Origin of the sequence: Dyella humi, from assembly GCF_044904605.1 — a bacterium.
Lineage (GTDB): Bacteria > Pseudomonadota > Gammaproteobacteria > Xanthomonadales > Rhodanobacteraceae > Dyella_B > Dyella_B humi.
This window is the reverse complement of sequence record NZ_JADIKI010000022.1, coordinates 1,134,493-1,151,364: the sequence shown is the minus strand read 5'-3', so window position 1 is coordinate 1,151,364 and position 16,872 is coordinate 1,134,493. Positions and strand designations below refer to the sequence as shown.

Genomic DNA, 16,872 nt, shown 5'->3' with positions numbered 1-16,872 from the left:
CGAACGCAGCCCACGCCACCAGCCCTTCGCAACCCGCTCCCATGATTCCCGATTGACGATTCCCGCAAAAAAAGAAAAGGCAGGATCGGCCCAAGGCCGCCTGCCTGTCGGAATAAACGATGTAACGGCGTATCAGCCGGCTTGCTGCTCCAGCCGCATGTTGACGCGTTCGCGCAGTTCCTTGCCGGGCTTGAAGTGCGGAACATGCTTGCCTGGCAGTGCTACCGCTTCACCCGTCTTGGGATTGCGGCCCATGCGCGGGGGACGGTAATGCAGGGCAAAGCTGCCGAAGCCGCGTATTTCGATGCGTTCGCCGCTGGACAATGCCTGGCTCATTTGTTCGATGACGTTCTTGACCGCCAACTCGACGTCGCTGAACGCAAGATGGGTCTGACGCCTGGCCAGCGCCTCAATCAGCTCGGATTTGGTCATGGGTCCCCAATGTCCGTGACGTGGAACGAATCGGGGCGGCGCAACGCCGCCCCGATGCAGGCACTACATCATTCAGCTTTGTTGAGCTGCTCTTTGAGCAGCGCACCAAGCTTGGTCGTGCCACCCGACGCGGACGAGTATTCGGCCATGGCGTCTTGCAGCTCTTCCTCATCCTTAGCGCGGATCGAAAGCGAAAGCTGGCGGCTCTTGCGATCCATACCGGTGAACTTCGCTTCCACCTTGTCGCCCACCTTCAGATGCTGGGTAGCATCGTCGATACGCTCCTTGGCGATGTCGCTAGCGCGGAGGTAACCCTCGACGCCGTCGCCCAGATCGATCACCGCGCCCTTGGCGTCAACTTCCTTCACCGTGCCGTTGACGATCGCACCACGCGTATGGACGGCCATGAAGTGACCGAACGGATCCTGCTCCATCTGCTTGATGCCGAGCGAGATGCGCTCGCGTTCCGGATCCACCGCCAGCACCACGGCCTCGATCTCGTCGCCCTTCTTGAAGTTGCGCACGAGGTCTTCGCCGGACGCCTGCCAAGAGATGTCGGACAGATGCACGAGGCCATCGATACCGCCGTCCAGACCGATGAAGATGCCGAAGTCGGTGATCGACTTGATCTGACCGGACACCTTGTCGTTCTTCTTGTGCGTGGCGGCGAAAGCTTCCCACGGGTTCGAGCGGGTCTGCTTGATGCCCAGCGAGATGCGGCGACGCTCTTCATCCACGTCCAGCACCATCACTTCGGTCTCATCGCCGACCTGCACGACCTTGGCCGGATTGACGTTCTTGTTGGTCCAATCCATTTCGGAGACGTGGACCAGGCCTTCGACGCCCGGCTCGATCTCGACGAAGCAACCGTAATCGGTAACGTTGGAAACCTTGCCGAACAGACGGCTGCCGACCGGATAGCGACGAGAGATAGCGACCCACGGATCGTCGCCCAGCTGCTTGAGGCCCAGCGACACGCGGTTGCGCTCGCGGTCGTACTTCAGCACGCGTACGTCGAGCTCGTCGCCGACGTTGACCACTTCGGACGGATGACGCACACGCTTCCACGCCATGTCGGTGATGTGCAGCAGGCCGTCGATACCGCCCAGGTCCACGAACGCGCCGTAGTCGGTGAGGTTCTTGACGGTGCCCTTGACCACAGCGCCTTCGGTCAGACGTTCCAGCAGCTTCTCGCGCTCTTCGGAGAACTCGGTCTCGACGACGGCGCGGCGGCTGACAACAACGTTGTTGCGCTTGCGGTCCAACTTGATGATCTTGAACTCGAGCGCCTTGCCCTCGAGGTAAACCGGATCGCGCACGGGACGTACATCAACGAGCGAACCCGGCAGGAATGCGCGGACATCCTTGATGTCGACCGTGAAGCCACCCTTGACCTTGCCGGAGATCATGCCGGTGATGGTCTCTTCCTTGTCGAACGCCTGCTCGAGGTCGTCCCACACCATCGAACGCTTGGCTTTCTCGCGCGACAGCTTGGTCTCGCCGAAACCGTCTTCGAGTGCATCGAGGGCAACCTTGACCTCGTCACCCACTTGCACTTCCAACTCGCCCTTCTCGTCCTTGAACTGCTCGATCGGGACGATGCCTTCGCTCTTCAGGCCAGCGTTGATCACAACGACGTCGTTGCGGATTTCCACAACGATACCGGTAACGATCGCGCCCGGCTTCAGCTTAGAGATGGCCTGTTGGCTCTGTTCAAACAGTTCGGCAAAACTTTCAGTCATGTTGATTCCAGAAATAAGAAAAGGCCCTTGACCCAATGCGCGCGGTTGGATGGTTGCGCTTGGGCAGGCCCGCCGGTTGTGGGTGTTTCGGGATTGCGCCCTTGCACCGTTGACCCAAAACTTCATGCCGCGACATGAAGCACCAATGCCGCCGGAACCGTTTTACGGTTTCACGACGGCCAAAACTTTAGCGACCACGTCCTCGATCCCCATGCCGGTGGTATCGACCAGCACTGCATCGGCGGCGGGCTTGAGCGGTGCGACGGCTCGCGATGCATCACGGGTGTCACGCGCTTCAATTTCGCTCTGAAGGGACGAGAGTGTAACGCTCAGCCCCTTTTCCTTCAACTGCTTATAACGTCTTTTCGCCCTTTCGGCGGCGCTGGCGGTCAGGAACACCTTGTACGGCGCATCGGGGAAGATCACCGTGCCCATGTCTCGTCCGTCCGCCACCAGACCTGGCGTCTTGCGGAAGCCAAGTTGCAGGTCCACCAGGGCCTTGCGCACCGTGGGAATCGAGGCGATGGCCGAGGCTGCAGCACCAGCCGTTTCCGTGCGCAGCTCGTCCGTGGCGTCGTGGCCGTTGACGATCACGCGGGTGTCGCCGCCGTCTGGTGCCGTTCGAAACTGGATCTTCGTGTGTTCCGCGCAACGAGTGACGGCATCGGCGTCGGAGAGGTCCAGCCCAGCCATGCCAGCGGCATAGCCGACCGCCCTGTATAGTGCGCCCGAATCCAGCAGCCGCCAGCCCAGGTGCTCGGCCACCAGCCGGCTGATGGTGCCCTTACCCGATCCGGAAGGTCCGTCGATGGTGAGTACGGGCACGGGCTGGCGTGTTGGCATGGATGGTCCTGATGGCACGGGAAGTGCTTAGCTTAACGTGCTCCAGGGGATTTCAGTCGCCATGCTTACCCATTCTTCGTCCGCCACGTCTGCACATCCAGCGTCTTCGTCCATGAACGAGCTGCACCACCAGTTCGAACAAGCCGCCGAGGCGCTGCGGCACATTACGGAACGACCTGACAACGACACGCTGCTCCGGCTGTACGCGCTCTATAAGCAGGCGCTGGAAGGCGACGTTCACGGCTGCCAGCCGGGTTTCTTCGATTTCATTGGCACCGCCAAGCAGGAATCCTGGGCGCTGCTGAAAGGCATGTCGCCGGACGAAGCCATGCGCCAATACGTTGCCCTGGTACAACAATTGCTCGACTGAGCGAACACCTGCCGCACCGGGGCCACTTGCGCCCATCGTGAATAGCCGGCACATTCATACGATCGTTTGAACGACGGTCGCCGCATGAACTACCCCCATTTGTTCGCCCCGCTCGAGCTGGGCCACGTCACTCTGCCCAATCGTATCCTGATGGGCTCCATGCATACCGGACTGGAGGACAAGGCGGCCGATTTTGACAAGCTGGCCGCGTACTTCGCCGAGCGCACACGCGGCGGCGTGGGTTTGATGGTGACTGGCGGCATCGCGCCCAGCATTGAAGGCTGGCTCAAGCCTCTCGGCGGACGCATGACCCTGCCCTGGCACAAACCGCGGCATCGCAAGATCACCCAGGCCGTGCACGCGGAAGGCGGACGCATCTGCATGCAGATCCTGCATGCGGGACGCTACGGCTATCACCCGCTATCGGTAGCGCCCTCGCGTATTCAATCGCCAATCACACCCTTCAAGCCGCGTGCGCTCAGCGTTCGTGGCGTGGAACGCACCATCAACGACTTCGTCCGCTGCGCGCAGCTTGCCCGCGAGGCCGGCTACGACGGCGTGGAAGTAATGGGTTCGGAAGGCTACCTGATCAACCAGTTCATCGCCGCGCGCACCAACCATCGCAACGATGCCTGGGGCGGCGATGCCACGCGGCGCATGCGTTTTCCACTGGAAATCGTGCGGCGCATGCGTAAAGCGCTGGGGCCGGATTTCATCATCATCTATCGCCTTTCAATGCTCGACTTGGTGGAAGGCGGCCAGCCCTGGCAGGACATCGCGACGCTCGCCAAGGGCATCGAAGCGGCCGGCGCCAGCCTGATCAACACCGGTATCGGTTGGCACGAGGCGCGCGTTCCGACCATCGTCACTAGCGTGCCGCGCGCAGGCTTCAGTTGGGTCACCAAGAAGCTCAAGGGCGAAGTGTCGATTCCGCTGATCACCACCAACCGCATCAACATGCCCGATGTGGCCGAGCGGATTCTCGCCGGCGGCGAAGCAGACATGGTGTCGATGGCGCGTCCACTGCTGGCCGATCCCGACTGGGCAGTCAAAGCAAAAGCGGGACGCAGCGATCGCATCAATACCTGCATCGCGTGCAACCAGGCCTGCCTCGATCACGTGTTCTTGAATCAGCGCGCAAGCTGCATGGTGAATCCGCGCGCCTGCTACGAAACGGAGTTGCGCATCGTTCCTGCAGCGACACGCAAAAGCATTGCCGTTGTCGGCGCGGGACCGGCCGGCATGGCCTGCGCCGCTACGCTGGCGGAGCGCGGTCATGACGTAACGTTGATCGAAAGCGGCAGCGAGATCGGCGGGCAGTTCAACTACGCCAAGCGCATTCCCGGCAAAGAAGAATTCCACGAGACGCTGCGCTATTTCGCGCATCGCCTGGCCGATGCGCGGGTACGCCTACAATTGGGACTGCCCGCGGAAGCCACGTCGCTGAAAGCGGGCAATTACGAGCACGTCGTGATCGCCACCGGCATCAAGCCGCGTCGCGTGAGTTTTCCCGGCAGTGACGATCCGCGCGTGCTGAGTTATCTCGATGTGTTGGCGCGCAGCCAGCCAGTCGGACAGCGCGTGGCGATCATCGGTGCCGGCGGCATCGGCTTTGATGTGGCCGAGTTCCTGGTCGAACACGTGCCCTCGCCTACCACCGATGTCGCACGCTGGACGCGCGAATGGGGCGTGGACATGCAGCTTGAACATCCCGGCGGTTTGCTGCCCGCACAGCCGGAACCGGCGGCTCGGCAGATATGGCTGCTGCAGCGGACGGCAGGCCGCCCCGGCGCCCGCCTGAACAAGACCACCGGCTGGGTCCACCGCGCCACGCTGAAGAACAAGCAGGTGAGCATGTTGGGTGGTGTCAACTACGATCGCTTCGACGATCAGGGCCTGCACATCACGGTCGACGGCAAGGCGCAGCTATTGCCAGTAGACAACGTGGTGATCTGCGCCGGTCAGGAACCCTATCGCAGCCTGGCCGATGCGCTGGCCGAGCTGGGCCACCCGAGCGTGCACGTAATCGGCGGTGCCGACGTAGCCGCGGAATTGGATGCCAAACGCGCTATCGCTCAAGGTACACGACTTGCCGCGGAGCTTTAAAAAAGCTCCGTAACAGATTCTCAGGGAAGCAGAAAGGAAGCGCCCCGCTAGCGACGCGTCGGTAGTGGCTCTGGGGAGGGAGGCCGAATACCGCGGGGGTAGCGTCGCTGCGGGGCGAGGTCTGCGCCACTCGGGGGGAGGGGGTAAGTGGCGCGACGGAGAGGATATTATGATCGACGCGATACAGAATCAAATATATATTTAGCCGGCCATTTATTCGAAACGCATATATGTTCGATTTTCGCCAGCTGCGCTATTTCATCGCGGTCGCGGAGGAGCTGAGCTTCACGCGGGCGGCGCAACGTCTTCATCTTTCGCAGCCGCCGCTTTCCCAGCAAATCCAGGCGCTGGAGCAAGACCTGGGAGTGCGCTTGCTGGAACGCGACAAGCGCAACGTCATGCTCACGCCACCGGGACGGCTGTTCCTGGATCAGGCCCGGCAGATTCTGGCCATGGCCGACGAGGCACGTACGCAGGTAGCCGAGGCCGCGGCAGGCTTCAGCGGGCATCTGAAGCTCGCCTACACGGTGTCCGTATCGTTCCACCCCGCCCTGCCGCAAACGCTGCTCAGGCTCGGCCAGAACGCGCCCAACGTGCGAGTGTGGTTGAGCGAGATGTACACCGAGCCGCAATTCGCAGCCATCCGCGCCGGCCAGCTCGACGTCGGTTTCGTGCGCGACTTGCCCAGCCACGAGGACGATGCGCGAGCCCTGCGGTTGGACGTGATCGATCGCGAACCCCTACTACTCGCCCTGCCCTCCGGCCACCGGTTGGCCGGCCGGGCCAGCGTAGAACTGGGCGAAGTCGCCGGCGATCCTTTCGTGGTGCAGCCACGCGAACTGGCCGCCACACTGTACGATCGGCTGCTGCGGCTGGCCGCCAAGGCCGGCTTCCATCCGGTAATCCGCCAGCAAGCGCAGCAGATTAACGGCCTGCTGGCGCTGGTTGCCGCTGGCATCGGCCTTGCCCTGGTGCCCGCCAGCATGCAGGTGGTGAAGCTGACCGGTGTCAGCTATGTGCCGCTGGCTGATCCGGACGCCTACCTGATATTGGCGGTGGCCAGCCAAGCTGAAAAACCCTCCCCGGTGGTGTCGCAGTTCCTGGAAACCGTTGCCGAGGCAAAAACCGCTTTGGGCTTGTGATAAGTGGTTCAAATCGTTATACTTGCCCGCTTTCCTTGATTCATTTCGCCCCAGGAGCCTGCCGTGAAGGTGCTTTCCTCTTTGAAGTCCGCCAAGCAGCGGCACCGTGACTGCAAGGTTGTGCGCCGTCGCGGCAAAGTGTTCGTGATCTGCAAGAGCAACCCGCGCTTCAAGGCGCGTCAGCGTTGATCTAGGCCACGAGCCGATAAAAAAGCCGCTGTGAAGCGGCTTTTTTTATGCCCGTCATGTTCAGGACTCGTGGCGAGATTGGCCCCTCACCCCAGCCCTCTCCCCGGAGGGGAGAGGGAGCGATAAGCATCACTCGTAGCTCACGCCGGTGATCTCGTAGCGCTTCACGCCATTGGGCGCCTTGAACTCGAAACTGTCGCCCTCGCTCTTGCCGATCAGCGCGCGTGCGATCGGTGAGGACACTGCAATCAATGCTTGCTTGATGTCCGCTTCGAGGTCGCCGACGATCTGATATTTCACCGACTCGCCGCTTTCCTCGTCTGCCAGTTCCACGATCGCGCCGAACACGACCTTGTTGCCGGGGTTCAGGCGCGACACATCGATCACCTGGGCGGTGGACAGCGCCGCTTCCAGTTCATTGATGCGGCCCTCGATGAAACTCTGCTGTTCGCGTGCAGCGTGATATTCGGCGTTTTCCTTCAGATCACCGTGCGCGCGCGCCTCAGCGATCGCGGCAATGATCCTCGGACGCTCCACCGATTTCAGACGTTCCAGCTCGGCACGCAGGCGTTCCGAACCGGCCTTGGTAATGGGTGCGCGACTCATGCGTTCAGCTCCTTGTGTAGTTCTTGCAGGCTGTGCACTTCGCCACTGTCATGAAAATCCAGAGAATGCACCAGGGCGCGTGCGCCAGCCACCGTCGTGGAATACGTGACACGATGCTGCAAGGCTTCACGACGAATCGAGAACGAGTCGGCAATCGCCTGCTTACCTTCCGTCGTGTTGACGATATAGACGATTTCGCCGTTCTTGATCAGGTCGACGATGTGTGGGCGACCTTCCAGCACTTTGTTGATGCGCTCGCAGATCACGCCGTGCTCTGAGAGATAACTTGCCGTACCGGCCGTGGCTACCAGCGTGAAGCCGCGCGAGGCGATATCCGCGGCCACCGGCAGCAGTCGATCCTTATCGGCATCGCGCACAGACACGAACACTTTGCCCTTGGGCGGCGTCTTGATGCCCGCGGCATCGTGACCGCGTGCGAACGCCGCGCCGAAGCTGCGGCCTACGCCCATCACTTCGCCGGTGGAACGCATTTCCGGGCCCAGAATCGGGTCGACGTTCTGGAACTTCAGGAACGGGAAGATCGCTTCCTTCACCGAGTAGTAGCCCGGGATCACTTCGCGTGTGGCGCTCTGCTCATCCAGGGTACGGCCAGCCATGCAGCGCGCAGCGATCTTGGCCAGCGACACGCCGGTCGCCTTGGACACGAACGGCACCGTGCGCGAGGCGCGCGGGTTCACTTCCAGAATGAATACGGTGTCGCCCTGAATCGCAAACTGCGTATTCATCAGGCCAATCACCTTCAGCTCCTTTGCCATCAGAGCTACCTGACGGCGCAGCTCGTTCTGGATTTCGGGCGACAGTGAGTACGGCGGCAGCGAGCAGGACGAATCGCCCGAGTGCACGCCGGCTTCCTCGATGTGCTCCATGATGCCGCCAACCAGCACGTTGCCTTCGCGATCGGCGATGACATCCACATCCACTTCCACTGCGTGGTCGAGGAAGCGATCGAGCAGCACCGGCGAATCGTTCGACACCTGCACAGCTTCGCGGATGTAGCGCGACAGATCCGCATCGTCGTACACCACTTCCATCGCGCGGCCACCCAGCACGTAGCTGGGACGCACCACCAGCGGATAACCAATCTCGCGCGCCAGCGCTAGCGCTTCGTCGGCATTGCGTGCGGTACGGTTCGGCGGCTGCGTGAGACCCAGCTTGGTAATCATCTGCTGGAAGCGTTCGCGGTCTTCGGCCAGGTCGATCGAATCGGGCGTGGTGCCGATGATCGGCGCGCCGGCCGCTTCGAGCGCACGCGCCAGCTTCAGCGGCGTCTGGCCACCGTACTGCACGATCACGCCCTTGGGCTTTTCGAGATCGACGATTTCCAACACGTCTTCGAGCGTAAGCGGCTCGAAGTACAAGCGATCCGACGTGTCGTAATCGGTGGAGACCGTTTCCGGATTGCAGTTGACCATGATGGTCTCGAACCCGTCCTCACGCAGCGCAAGTGCGGCGTGCACGCAGCAGTAGTCGAACTCGATGCCCTGCCCGATGCGGTTCGGGCCACCACCCAACACCATGATCTTGTCGCGGCTGGTGGGGTTGGCCTCGCACTCTTCCTCGTAGGTCGAGTACATGTAGGCCGTGGTGGTGGCGAACTCCGCTGCACAGGAATCCACGCGCTTGTACACCGGGCGCACACCCAGCGTGCGGCGCAAGTGACGGATCGCCGCTTCGTCTGTATTGGTGAGTTCGGCCAGACGCGCGTCGGAGAAACCAAGGCGTTTCAGCTCGCGCATACGCACTGCATCGAGTGCTGTAAGGCCCTGGGCCTGCACTTCCTTCTCCGTCAGCACGATGTCTTCGAACGCCGCGAGGAACCACGGATCGACGCGGCTGAGATCATGCACATCTTCCAAGCTCAAGCCGGCGCGGAAAGCATCGGCAAGATGGAACACACGATCGGGCCGCGGCTCGCGCAATTCGCGCTTGAGCGTCGCCAGACCGTTTTCGCTGGCGATATCGAGACCGGTGGGATTGAGCCCTGTCTTGCCGATTTCCAGACCGCGCAGCGCTTTCTGCAGCGATTCGTGGAAGCTGCGGCCAATCGCCATCACCTCGCCCACCGACTTCATCTGCGTGGTGAGGCGCGCATCGGCCTGCGGGAATTTCTCGAAGGCGAAACGCGGAATCTTGGTAACCACGTAATCGATGGTCGGCTCGAATGACGCCGGCGTGAGGCCGCCGGTGATGTCGTTCTTCAATTCATCCAGCGTGTAGCCCACGGCCAGCTTCGCAGCGACCTTGGCGATCGGAAAGCCGGTGGCCTTCGACGCCAGCGCGGACGAACGCGACACGCGCGGATTCATCTCAATGACCACCACGCGACCGGTCTCGGCATTCACACCGAACTGCACGTTGGAGCCGCCGGTATCCACACCGATCTTGCGCAGCACCGCGATGGAGGCATCGCGCAAGCGCTGGTATTCCTTATCGGTGAGCGTCTGCGCGGGTGCGACGGTGATCGAGTCTCCGGTGTGCACGCCCATCGGATCGAGATTCTCGATCGAGCATACGATGATGCAGTTGTCCGCTTTGTCGCGGACCACTTCCATCTCGAATTCCTTCCAGCCGAGCACGGATTCTTCCACCAGCACTTCGTGCACCGGTGAAAGTTCGAGACCGCGCTTGACGATCTCCTCAAATTCCTCGCGATTGTACGCGATGCCGCCGCCAGAACCGCCGAGCGTGAAGCTGGGACGGATGATGGTGGGATAACCGACCGTCGCCTGGATCTCCACCGCCTGCTCGAACGAGCGCGCGACGGCCGCCTTCGGACACTCCAGCCCGATCTCTGACATCGCCACGCGGAACAACTCGCGATCTTCGGCCATGCGGATCGCTTCGCGCGAAGCGCCGATCAGTTCCACGCCGTACTTGTCGAGCACGCCGTTATCAGCCAGATCGAGTGCGCAATTGAGGCCGGTTTGGCCGCCCATCGTCGGCAGCACCGCATTCGGGCGCTCCTTGGCGATGATGCGCTCCACCGTCTGCCAGTTGATCGGCTCGATGTACACGGCGTCCGCCATGTCCGGATCGGTCATGATCGTGGCCGGGTTGGAGTTCACCAGGATCACCCGGTAGCCCTCTTCCCGCAGCGCCTTGCACGCCTGCGCACCGGAGTAGTCGAACTCGCAGGCCTGACCGATCACGATCGGACCAGCGCCGATGATCAGGATGCTCTTGATGTCGGTACGTTTGGGCATCTCAGCGGGACTCCTGCATCAGCTTGGCGAAACGATCGAACAAGTAACCAATGTCGTGCGGGCCAGGGCTTGCTTCCGGATGGCCCTGGAAGCAGAACGCCGGACGATCGGTGAGTGCGAAACCCTGCAGCGAACCATCGAACAACGAGGTGTGCGTCACGCGCACATTGCTCGGCAGCGTGGCGGCATCCACCGCGAAGCCGTGGTTCTGCGATGTGATCAGCACACGGCCGTCGTCGAGGTCCTTCACCGGATGATTCGCACCGTGATGGCCGAACTTCATCTTCATGGTTTTCGCGCCGACAGCGGCGCCCATGATCTGATGACCCAAGCAAATGCCGAACAGCGGAATTTCCGTGGCAAGGAGTTCGCGCGCGGCGGCGATGGCGTAGTCGCAGGCAGCCGGATCGCCGGGGCCGTTGGAGAGAAATATGCCATCCGGATTCATCGCCAACACTTCCGCGGCGGACGTCTGCGCGGGCACCACGGTGATCTCGCAACCGCGCTCGGCAAGCAGGCGCAGAATGTTGCGCTTCACGCCGTAGTCGTAAGCGACCACGTTGAAGCGCTTGTCCGTTTCGTGGAACACAGTGCGGTCGAGGTCGTACACACCCTCGTTCCAGTTGTACGGCTTATCGACGCTGACCACCTTGGCCAGGTCCATGCCGTTCAAGCCGGGGAAGGCGCGCGCCTTGGCGAGCGCAGCGTCGACGTCGATCGATTCGCCGGCCACGATGCAGCCATTCAGCGCGCCCTTGTCGCGCAGGATGCGAGTAAGCCGACGCGTGTCGATGCCGGCAATGGAGACGATGCCATGGCGCTTGAGGTAATCCGGCAGGCTCTCGGTGCTGCGCCAGTTGCTGGCCCGACGCGGCACATCGCGCACGATCAGGCCGGCGGTATGCACAGCGGTGGACTCGGCATCCACCTCGTTGCAGCCGGTGTTGCCGATGTGGGGATACGTGAGGGTGACGATCTGGCGGGCATAGGAGGGATCGGTGAGGATCTCCTGGTAGCCCGTCATCGCCGTGTTGAAAACCACTTCGCCGACGGTTTCGCCAGTCGCACCTACGGAGTGGCCGTGGAATACGCTGCCGTCTTCGAGGGCAAGCAGAGCGGAATGAGGCATGGAGGGGGCCGCCTTTTAGGTACAGCAAGGTCCGCAAGCCGCGTGGAAGCAGGCTTGTGGACCTTAGGTGAAGGAAAGTCTCGGGCGGGTTGAAATGATAGGCGTCAAGGAGCCTTCTGTCCACCGGAACAGGTCGTCAAATTGGGAAATCCGCATGACACCCTGACAGCGCGCCCGCGCTAGACTCACCGCAACTTAGCTAGGGAAGCTGCCAAAGTTGATGAACACGACCGTATTGCTGGACCCCGCCCGACTCGATCGCCCGGACACGGACGTGCGCCAGCACCCCTTCCCGTTCCTGATCGCGCACGGCCAATTGCCGGACGAGTCACGCAGCGACCTGGAGCGGGACTTCCCCAAGTACAGCAGCGCGGGCTTCTTCCCGTACGACCCAGCCGACTGCGGCCCAACCGTCAATGCTCTGGTGCAGCAGATGACCACGCCGCAATTCGCCAGCGCGGTCGGCCGCTATTTAGAGATCGAGAACCTGGGCCAGTACCCGACGCTGGTTACGTTGTGCCGCACGCTCAACAAACGGCACGGCACCATCCACACCGACAGCCGCTCCAAGGTCGCCACCGCCCTGCTCTACCTCAACACCCAGTGGCCCGACACCAGCGACGGCTGCCTGCGCTTTCTCAACCGCGTGGACAACATTGACGACCTGATCGCTCCGGAACTCAAGCCGCTGTACGGCGAGTTCGCCGTGTTCAAGCGCTGTGACAATTCCTTCCATGGCCATCTGCCATACGAAGGCGAGCGCCGCGTGATCCAGGTGGCCTGGCTCACCAGCGAAGAAGAAAAACTGCGTAAGACCAAGCGCGGCAAATTCTCCCGCGGGTTCAAGAAACTGTTCGGCGTGCTGGATCGCAAGCTCGGCGCCGGGCGCGATCGCAACGCGTCGCATCGAAAATAGGGGCCTGTTCAAAACCGAAGCAGCGCCAGGAAGGCCAGGTGGATGACCTATAAGCTGGTGTTGAGTTTTCGCTTGGTGTTCTTCCACAACCGGTGGCATTCCCAGGGGGCCACCTCGAGCACAATCGAGTTCAACAATCTGCTTAGGCGAGGTGATCGCGATGTTGTCATTGCCATGTCGAGTGGTCAGACGTTGGCGTGCCTATCCCGTGTTTATGGCCTGGTCGCTGCTTCTGGCGTGCGGTGGAGCCACGGCCTTTTCGCCAAAGCAGGCGTTGCCGCCCGGGATCTGGCAGACGCAAGGTTACGGCTCGATCTTTCAGGTTGAGCCAGAACACATCACGATCTTCGACGTCCTAGGTCCGCAATGCCTGCGGCAAGCCCGCATGACGCCTGCGCAGTTCAGCGGCGGCTATGGCGATTGGACGCCCAACTCGCCTGGCATAGGCGCCCCCTGGCATTTGATAATTTCCGGCATGACAGTCGACCCGCTCGAACGTCTTCCACCTGCTTGTGCAAATGCAACGCAGCAGCCCGATCGAGACCCGCTGAAAAACTTCGACTATCTGTGGCAGACCTTTGATACTCACTACGCGTTCTTCAGCACCCATGGCTTGAACTGGAATGCATTGCGGGAAACGTATCGTCCCAGAGTTGCCGCGCTACCCAAGGACGGGGATCCGTTCCCGATCTTCGCCGAAATGCTTGCTCTTCTGAAAGATACCCATGTTCGGCTGTCAGATGGAAAGCGAGTCGCGCATGTCAAAAAATTTCCGATAGCTACGCAAGCTGGCCCCAACGGACCGATACTTCTGGACGACCATTATTTGGAAGCTGGCCTGATCTCCTATCTCAAAGGTCCGGGCACACCCTTAGAGGCTCCGGCCAAGGGCACCGGCAATGATGAAGTGTGGTTTGGCCGCCTGAAGCACAGGGGCACGTCCAATCAACCCGATTCCTCTTATGGATACGTGGCCATCTTCCGCATGGACGGATTCGGCAAGGGAGAGGACGAAAACATCCCGCTCGACATCCGGGTCCAATCCGTCAATGCCGCCATGGATGAGGTCGTCACTGCACTTCAGGGCGTCCAGGGCGTTGTTATCGACCTTCGCTACAACGGTGGCGGTGAAGATGCTGTTGCGCTCGCCATCGCGAGTCACTTCACCCGCGTGCCGCGGCCAGCCTGGAGCAAACGCGCCTACGAGAAGGGCAAAGAGCACCCCACGTTCTATATGAACGTGCAGCCTTCGTCAGGGAAAGTATTACCCGTCCCCATCGCGGTGCTGACCAGCGACTTCACCGTGAGTGCTGCCGAGACAGCAACGATGGCGTTGCGCGCGCTGCCGTCGACGATACAGATCGGTCAACCGACGCGAGGCGTATTGTCGGACCGACTGGAAAAGATACTTCCCAATGGATGGACGTTCTCTCTATCCAACGAAATCTATAAGGATCCGCGTGGCACGATCTTCGAAGTCAACGGTGTGCCGCCCGATGTCGTCACGAAGTTGCCTTCGCCCACTGCCCCCGACGAGCAGCGCTTCGGACGCGACATAGACATTGCGGCGAGCAAACTGGATCAGATGCAGCATGCGAAATAGTGCACGACAGCTGATGTCACCGGATAGCATGTCCGAATGAATCCCATCGCGCTACATACGATCTTTGAAATGCTCGCTTACGCAATGGGCTTTCGAACGTTTCTGTGGACACGCCAGCGTCTTGCACCTACTGCCTTCAGACATAAAGATGAAGTGGCGTGGATCGCAGTAAGCGCCATCGTCGGCGCTGCGCTGGGTGCCAAGCTGTCTTACTGGCTGGACGACCCGCTCACTGCATTCCAGAACTTTCCCGATGTACGCCATCTGCTGCAAGGCAAATCCATCGTCGGTGCATTGCTAGGCGGCCTGTCGGGGGTGGAGCTGTGCAAAAAAATCGTGGGCATAAACCAATCCACCGGCGATGCGTTCGTGCTGCCGCTGACAGTGGGCATGTGTATAGGCCGCATCGGTTGTTATCTAGCTGGCCTGGACGATCACACTTATGGCATAGCCACGTCGCTGCCGTGGGGCGTGGACTTCGGTGACGGTGTCGCGCGCCATCCTACGCAGATCTATGAAATCATCTTCCTGCTTGCGCAATATGCATGGATTCATGCGCGTCGCCACGCATTCACGCAGCCGGGCGATCGCTTTCGTGCCTTCATGATCGGCTACCTCGGCTTTCGTCTGCTGGTGGAATTCATCAAGCCGGTGTTCTACGCCTATCCTGGCCATCTGTCCGGGTTGCAGTTGCTTTGCGTTGCCGGCTTGCTCTACTACTATCGGGACATACCAAGGATCGTGAACATCCTGCTTAAGGGGAACCGCAGCGCATGGGAGCCAAGGTAAGGCCGTACCTGTTCTACGACAGCGCTATATCCATCTGCAGCACGTGCCTGCGCCGGGTAGAAGCAAAAATCCTGATCAAGGACGAGCGCGTCTATCTCGAAAAATGGTGCCCGCATCACGGCCGCGAGCGTGTGCTGATCGCCGACGACGCTGCGTACTACCGCCAATGCCGCGAGCTGTACATCAAGCCGCCGGAACTGCCCAGGCAGTTCAATACGCCGCAGCATTACGGGTGCCCTTACGACTGCGGGCTGTGTCCGGAGCACATGCAGCACTCGTGCCTGACCCTCATCGAGATCACCGATCACTGCAACTTGCGCTGTCCGATCTGCTACGCCGAAAGCGGCCCGCAGCGACCGGGCTTTCGTGACATCGACACCATCGAGCGGATGCTCGACGCAGTGGTCGCCAATGAAGGCGAACCCGACGTCGTGCAAATATCCGGCGGCGAGCCGACCTTGCATCCGGAATTCTTCACCATTCTCGATGCTGCCAGGCAACGGCCGATACGGCATTTGATGGTCAACACCAACGGGCTGCGTATCGCGCGTGAACCGGATTTCGCCGCACGCCTAGCCGACTATCAGCCGGGCTTCGAGCTCTATCTGCAATTCGATTCGCTGCGCGACGAAGTGCACAAAGATCTGCGTGGCGCGAAGCTGCGCGACGTACGTCTGAAGGCGCTGGAACACCTCAATCGCCACGACGTTTCTACCACGCTGGTGGTGACCGTCAAGAAAGGGCTCAACGATGATGAACTGGGTTCCATCATCGATTTCGCGTTGACCCAGCCCTGCGTGCGCGGTGTCACCTTCCAGCCGATCCAGGCTGCCGGCCGCCTGGAAGGCTACGATGCCGAACGCGATCGCCTCACCTTGAGCGAAGTGCGCCGTCGCATCCTCGATCAAAGCACGATCTTCCGGCCCGACGATCTGATTCCAGTGCCTTGCAATCCCGATTGCCTGGCAATGGCCTATGCCTTGAAGCTTGGCGACCAGGTGCTGCCGTTGACTCGCTTCGTCTCGCCGGAAACGCTGGTCAGCAAGGGGCGCAACACTATCGTGGTCGAGCGCGATGAGGAACTGCGCGCGCACGTGTTCGAACTGTTCGCCACCAATCATTCGCCCGAATCGCAGGCGTGCTCGCTCTCGGATCTGCTGTGCTGCCTGCCACAGATCCAGGCGCCAGCAGAGCTGTCCTATCGGAACGTCTTTCGCGTGCTGATCATGCAGTTCATCGACGCACACGGCTTCGACCTGCGCGCGGTGAAGAAATCCTGCGTGCACATTGCGCAGCCGGACGGCCGCATCATTCCATTCGATACGTTCAATCTGTTCTATCGCGACGACAAGGCGGCAAAGCTGGAAGCACTGCGGCGTGAGATCGAACAGACCCGTGCCATCGAAGGAAGCGCACCATGAACAGCATCTACACGCCCCCGCCCAGTGGATTTCAGCCGGAGAAGCCATCGGAGGACAACGGATCACTCGGCGCCGGCATCGGGCTGGCCTGGGCGATTGCGGTGGTGGGCACGCCCTTGTGCGTCGCGATGACCGCCTCGCTCAATGCCAATTTTTCTACGCCGGTCTTTGCCCTGTGGCTGCTGCCCTATTTGCTGATAATCGGCTTGGCTATCTTCCAGTATCGAAAAGGCAAGCCGAGAACGGGCCTGGGACTGATGCTCGGGTTGCTGTCGATTGTCGCTGTCGCCTTGCTGCTCGTCGCCGCTTGTTTCGGCATGCTGTCCAACCTCAACACGCGTTGAGGCGAAGCGAGGTATA

At 61.1% G+C, this 16,872-nt stretch carries 15 protein-coding genes; 9 read left to right on the top strand and 6 right to left on the bottom strand.

The annotated features are described in order from the left end of the window. Positions 1-132 precede the first annotated feature (132 nt). The 3 genes from ISP18_RS10045 to cmk form a co-directional block, all read right to left on the bottom strand. On the bottom strand, positions 133-492 hold the full coding sequence (locus ISP18_RS10045) for an integration host factor subunit beta (RefSeq protein WP_380011029.1): 360 nt from the start codon (positions 490-492) through the stop codon (positions 133-135). Between the two features lie 8 nt (positions 493-500). Next, positions 501-2,174, bottom strand: a complete 1,674-nt coding sequence (rpsA, locus tag ISP18_RS10040) for a 30S ribosomal protein S1 (RefSeq protein WP_380010299.1) — start codon at positions 2,172-2,174, stop codon at positions 501-503. A gap of 162 nt (positions 2,175-2,336) precedes the next feature. Further along, positions 2,337-3,017: a (d)CMP kinase gene (gene cmk, locus ISP18_RS10035; RefSeq protein WP_380010296.1), complete on the bottom strand. Its 681-nt coding sequence runs from the start codon at positions 3,015-3,017 to the stop codon at positions 2,337-2,339. A gap of 112 nt (positions 3,018-3,129) precedes the next feature. Here cmk and ISP18_RS10030 point away from each other — a divergent pair, with 112 nt between their 5' ends. From ISP18_RS10030 to ykgO, 4 genes are all read left to right on the top strand, one after another. After that, positions 3,130-3,387, top strand: a complete 258-nt coding sequence (locus ISP18_RS10030) for an acyl-CoA-binding protein (RefSeq protein ID WP_380010293.1) — start codon at positions 3,130-3,132, stop codon at positions 3,385-3,387. An 84-nt stretch (positions 3,388-3,471) separates the two neighbouring features. Beyond that, a complete protein-coding gene (locus ISP18_RS10025) occupies positions 3,472-5,493 on the top strand; it encodes an FAD-dependent oxidoreductase (RefSeq protein ID WP_380010290.1) in 2,022 nt (673 codons plus the stop codon). A gap of 230 nt (positions 5,494-5,723) precedes the next feature. Continuing rightward, a complete protein-coding gene (locus ISP18_RS10020; RefSeq protein ID WP_380010287.1) occupies positions 5,724-6,635 on the top strand; it encodes a LysR substrate-binding domain-containing protein in 912 nt (303 codons plus the stop codon). Positions 6,636-6,698: 63 nt separating this feature from the next. Continuing rightward, on the top strand, positions 6,699-6,824 hold the full coding sequence (gene ykgO / locus ISP18_RS10015) for a type B 50S ribosomal protein L36 (protein WP_008215056.1): 126 nt from the start codon (positions 6,699-6,701) through the stop codon (positions 6,822-6,824). A 129-nt stretch (positions 6,825-6,953) separates the two neighbouring features. Here ykgO and greA read toward each other — a convergent pair whose 3' ends face one another. The 3 genes from greA to carA are packed head-to-tail and all read right to left on the bottom strand — an operon-like array spanning position 6,954 to position 11,783. Continuing rightward, complete coding sequence (gene greA / locus ISP18_RS10010) at positions 6,954-7,430, bottom strand: transcription elongation factor GreA (protein WP_380010285.1); 477 nt, start codon at positions 7,428-7,430, stop codon at positions 6,954-6,956. Then, positions 7,427-10,654, bottom strand: a complete 3,228-nt coding sequence (carB, locus tag ISP18_RS10005; RefSeq protein ID WP_380010282.1) for a carbamoyl-phosphate synthase large subunit — start codon at positions 10,652-10,654, stop codon at positions 7,427-7,429. Before carB ends, greA begins: the two co-directional genes overlap by 4 nt. A gap of 1 nt (position 10,655) precedes the next feature. Next, complete coding sequence (carA, locus tag ISP18_RS10000) at positions 10,656-11,783, bottom strand: glutamine-hydrolyzing carbamoyl-phosphate synthase small subunit (protein ID WP_380010279.1); 1,128 nt, start codon at positions 11,781-11,783, stop codon at positions 10,656-10,658. Positions 11,784-12,003: 220 nt separating this feature from the next. Here carA and ISP18_RS09995 point away from each other — a divergent pair, with 220 nt between their 5' ends. The 5 genes from ISP18_RS09995 to ISP18_RS09975 all read left to right on the top strand — a co-directional run bounded on the left by ISP18_RS09995 (position 12,004) and on the right by ISP18_RS09975 (position 16,856). Further along, positions 12,004-12,699, top strand: a complete 696-nt coding sequence (locus tag ISP18_RS09995) for a 2OG-Fe(II) oxygenase (RefSeq protein WP_380010276.1) — start codon at positions 12,004-12,006, stop codon at positions 12,697-12,699. Between the two features lie 160 nt (positions 12,700-12,859). Continuing rightward, the gene (locus ISP18_RS09990; protein ID WP_380010273.1) at positions 12,860-14,302 is read left to right on the top strand and encodes a S41 family peptidase; all 1,443 of its coding nucleotides are present in this window, start codon (positions 12,860-12,862) and stop codon (positions 14,300-14,302) included. Positions 14,303-14,371: 69 nt separating this feature from the next. Continuing rightward, positions 14,372-15,091 (top strand): prolipoprotein diacylglyceryl transferase, encoded by a 720-nt coding sequence (locus tag ISP18_RS09985; protein ID WP_380010270.1) that lies wholly within the window; start codon positions 14,372-14,374, stop codon positions 15,089-15,091. Continuing rightward, positions 15,076-16,512, top strand: a complete 1,437-nt coding sequence (locus ISP18_RS09980; protein ID WP_380010267.1) for a radical SAM protein — start codon at positions 15,076-15,078, stop codon at positions 16,510-16,512. The genes ISP18_RS09985 and ISP18_RS09980 overlap by 16 nt, the downstream gene beginning before the upstream one ends. Beyond that, on the top strand, positions 16,509-16,856 hold the full coding sequence (locus ISP18_RS09975) for a hypothetical protein (RefSeq protein WP_380010264.1): 348 nt from the start codon (positions 16,509-16,511) through the stop codon (positions 16,854-16,856). The genes ISP18_RS09980 and ISP18_RS09975 overlap by 4 nt, the downstream gene beginning before the upstream one ends. Positions 16,857-16,872: the final 16 nt, after the last annotated feature.

Coding starts and splice junctions, on each gene's coding strand:
- cmk (WP_380010296.1), bottom strand. CDS start 3,017: ATGCCAACACGCCAGCCCGTGCCCGTACTCACCATCGACGGACCTTCC.
- carB (WP_380010282.1), bottom strand. CDS start 10,654: ATGCCCAAACGTACCGACATCAAGAGCATCCTGATCATCGGCGCTGGT.
- carA (WP_380010279.1), bottom strand. CDS start 11,783: ATGCCTCATTCCGCTCTGCTTGCCCTCGAAGACGGCAGCGTATTCCAC.
- ISP18_RS09980 (WP_380010267.1), top strand. CDS start 15,076: ATGGGAGCCAAGGTAAGGCCGTACCTGTTCTACGACAGCGCTATATCC.
- ISP18_RS09990 (WP_380010273.1), top strand. CDS start 12,860: ATGTTGTCATTGCCATGTCGAGTGGTCAGACGTTGGCGTGCCTATCCC.
- ISP18_RS09975 (WP_380010264.1), top strand. CDS start 16,509: ATGAACAGCATCTACACGCCCCCGCCCAGTGGATTTCAGCCGGAGAAG.
- ISP18_RS10025 (WP_380010290.1), top strand. CDS start 3,472: ATGAACTACCCCCATTTGTTCGCCCCGCTCGAGCTGGGCCACGTCACT.
- greA (WP_380010285.1), bottom strand. CDS start 7,430: ATGAGTCGCGCACCCATTACCAAGGCCGGTTCGGAACGCCTGCGTGCC.
- ISP18_RS09995 (WP_380010276.1), top strand. CDS start 12,004: ATGAACACGACCGTATTGCTGGACCCCGCCCGACTCGATCGCCCGGAC.
- rpsA (WP_380010299.1), bottom strand. CDS start 2,174: ATGACTGAAAGTTTTGCCGAACTGTTTGAACAGAGCCAACAGGCCATC.
- ISP18_RS10020 (WP_380010287.1), top strand. CDS start 5,724: ATGTTCGATTTTCGCCAGCTGCGCTATTTCATCGCGGTCGCGGAGGAG.
- ISP18_RS09985 (WP_380010270.1), top strand. CDS start 14,372: ATGCTCGCTTACGCAATGGGCTTTCGAACGTTTCTGTGGACACGCCAG.
- ISP18_RS10030 (WP_380010293.1), top strand. CDS start 3,130: ATGAACGAGCTGCACCACCAGTTCGAACAAGCCGCCGAGGCGCTGCGG.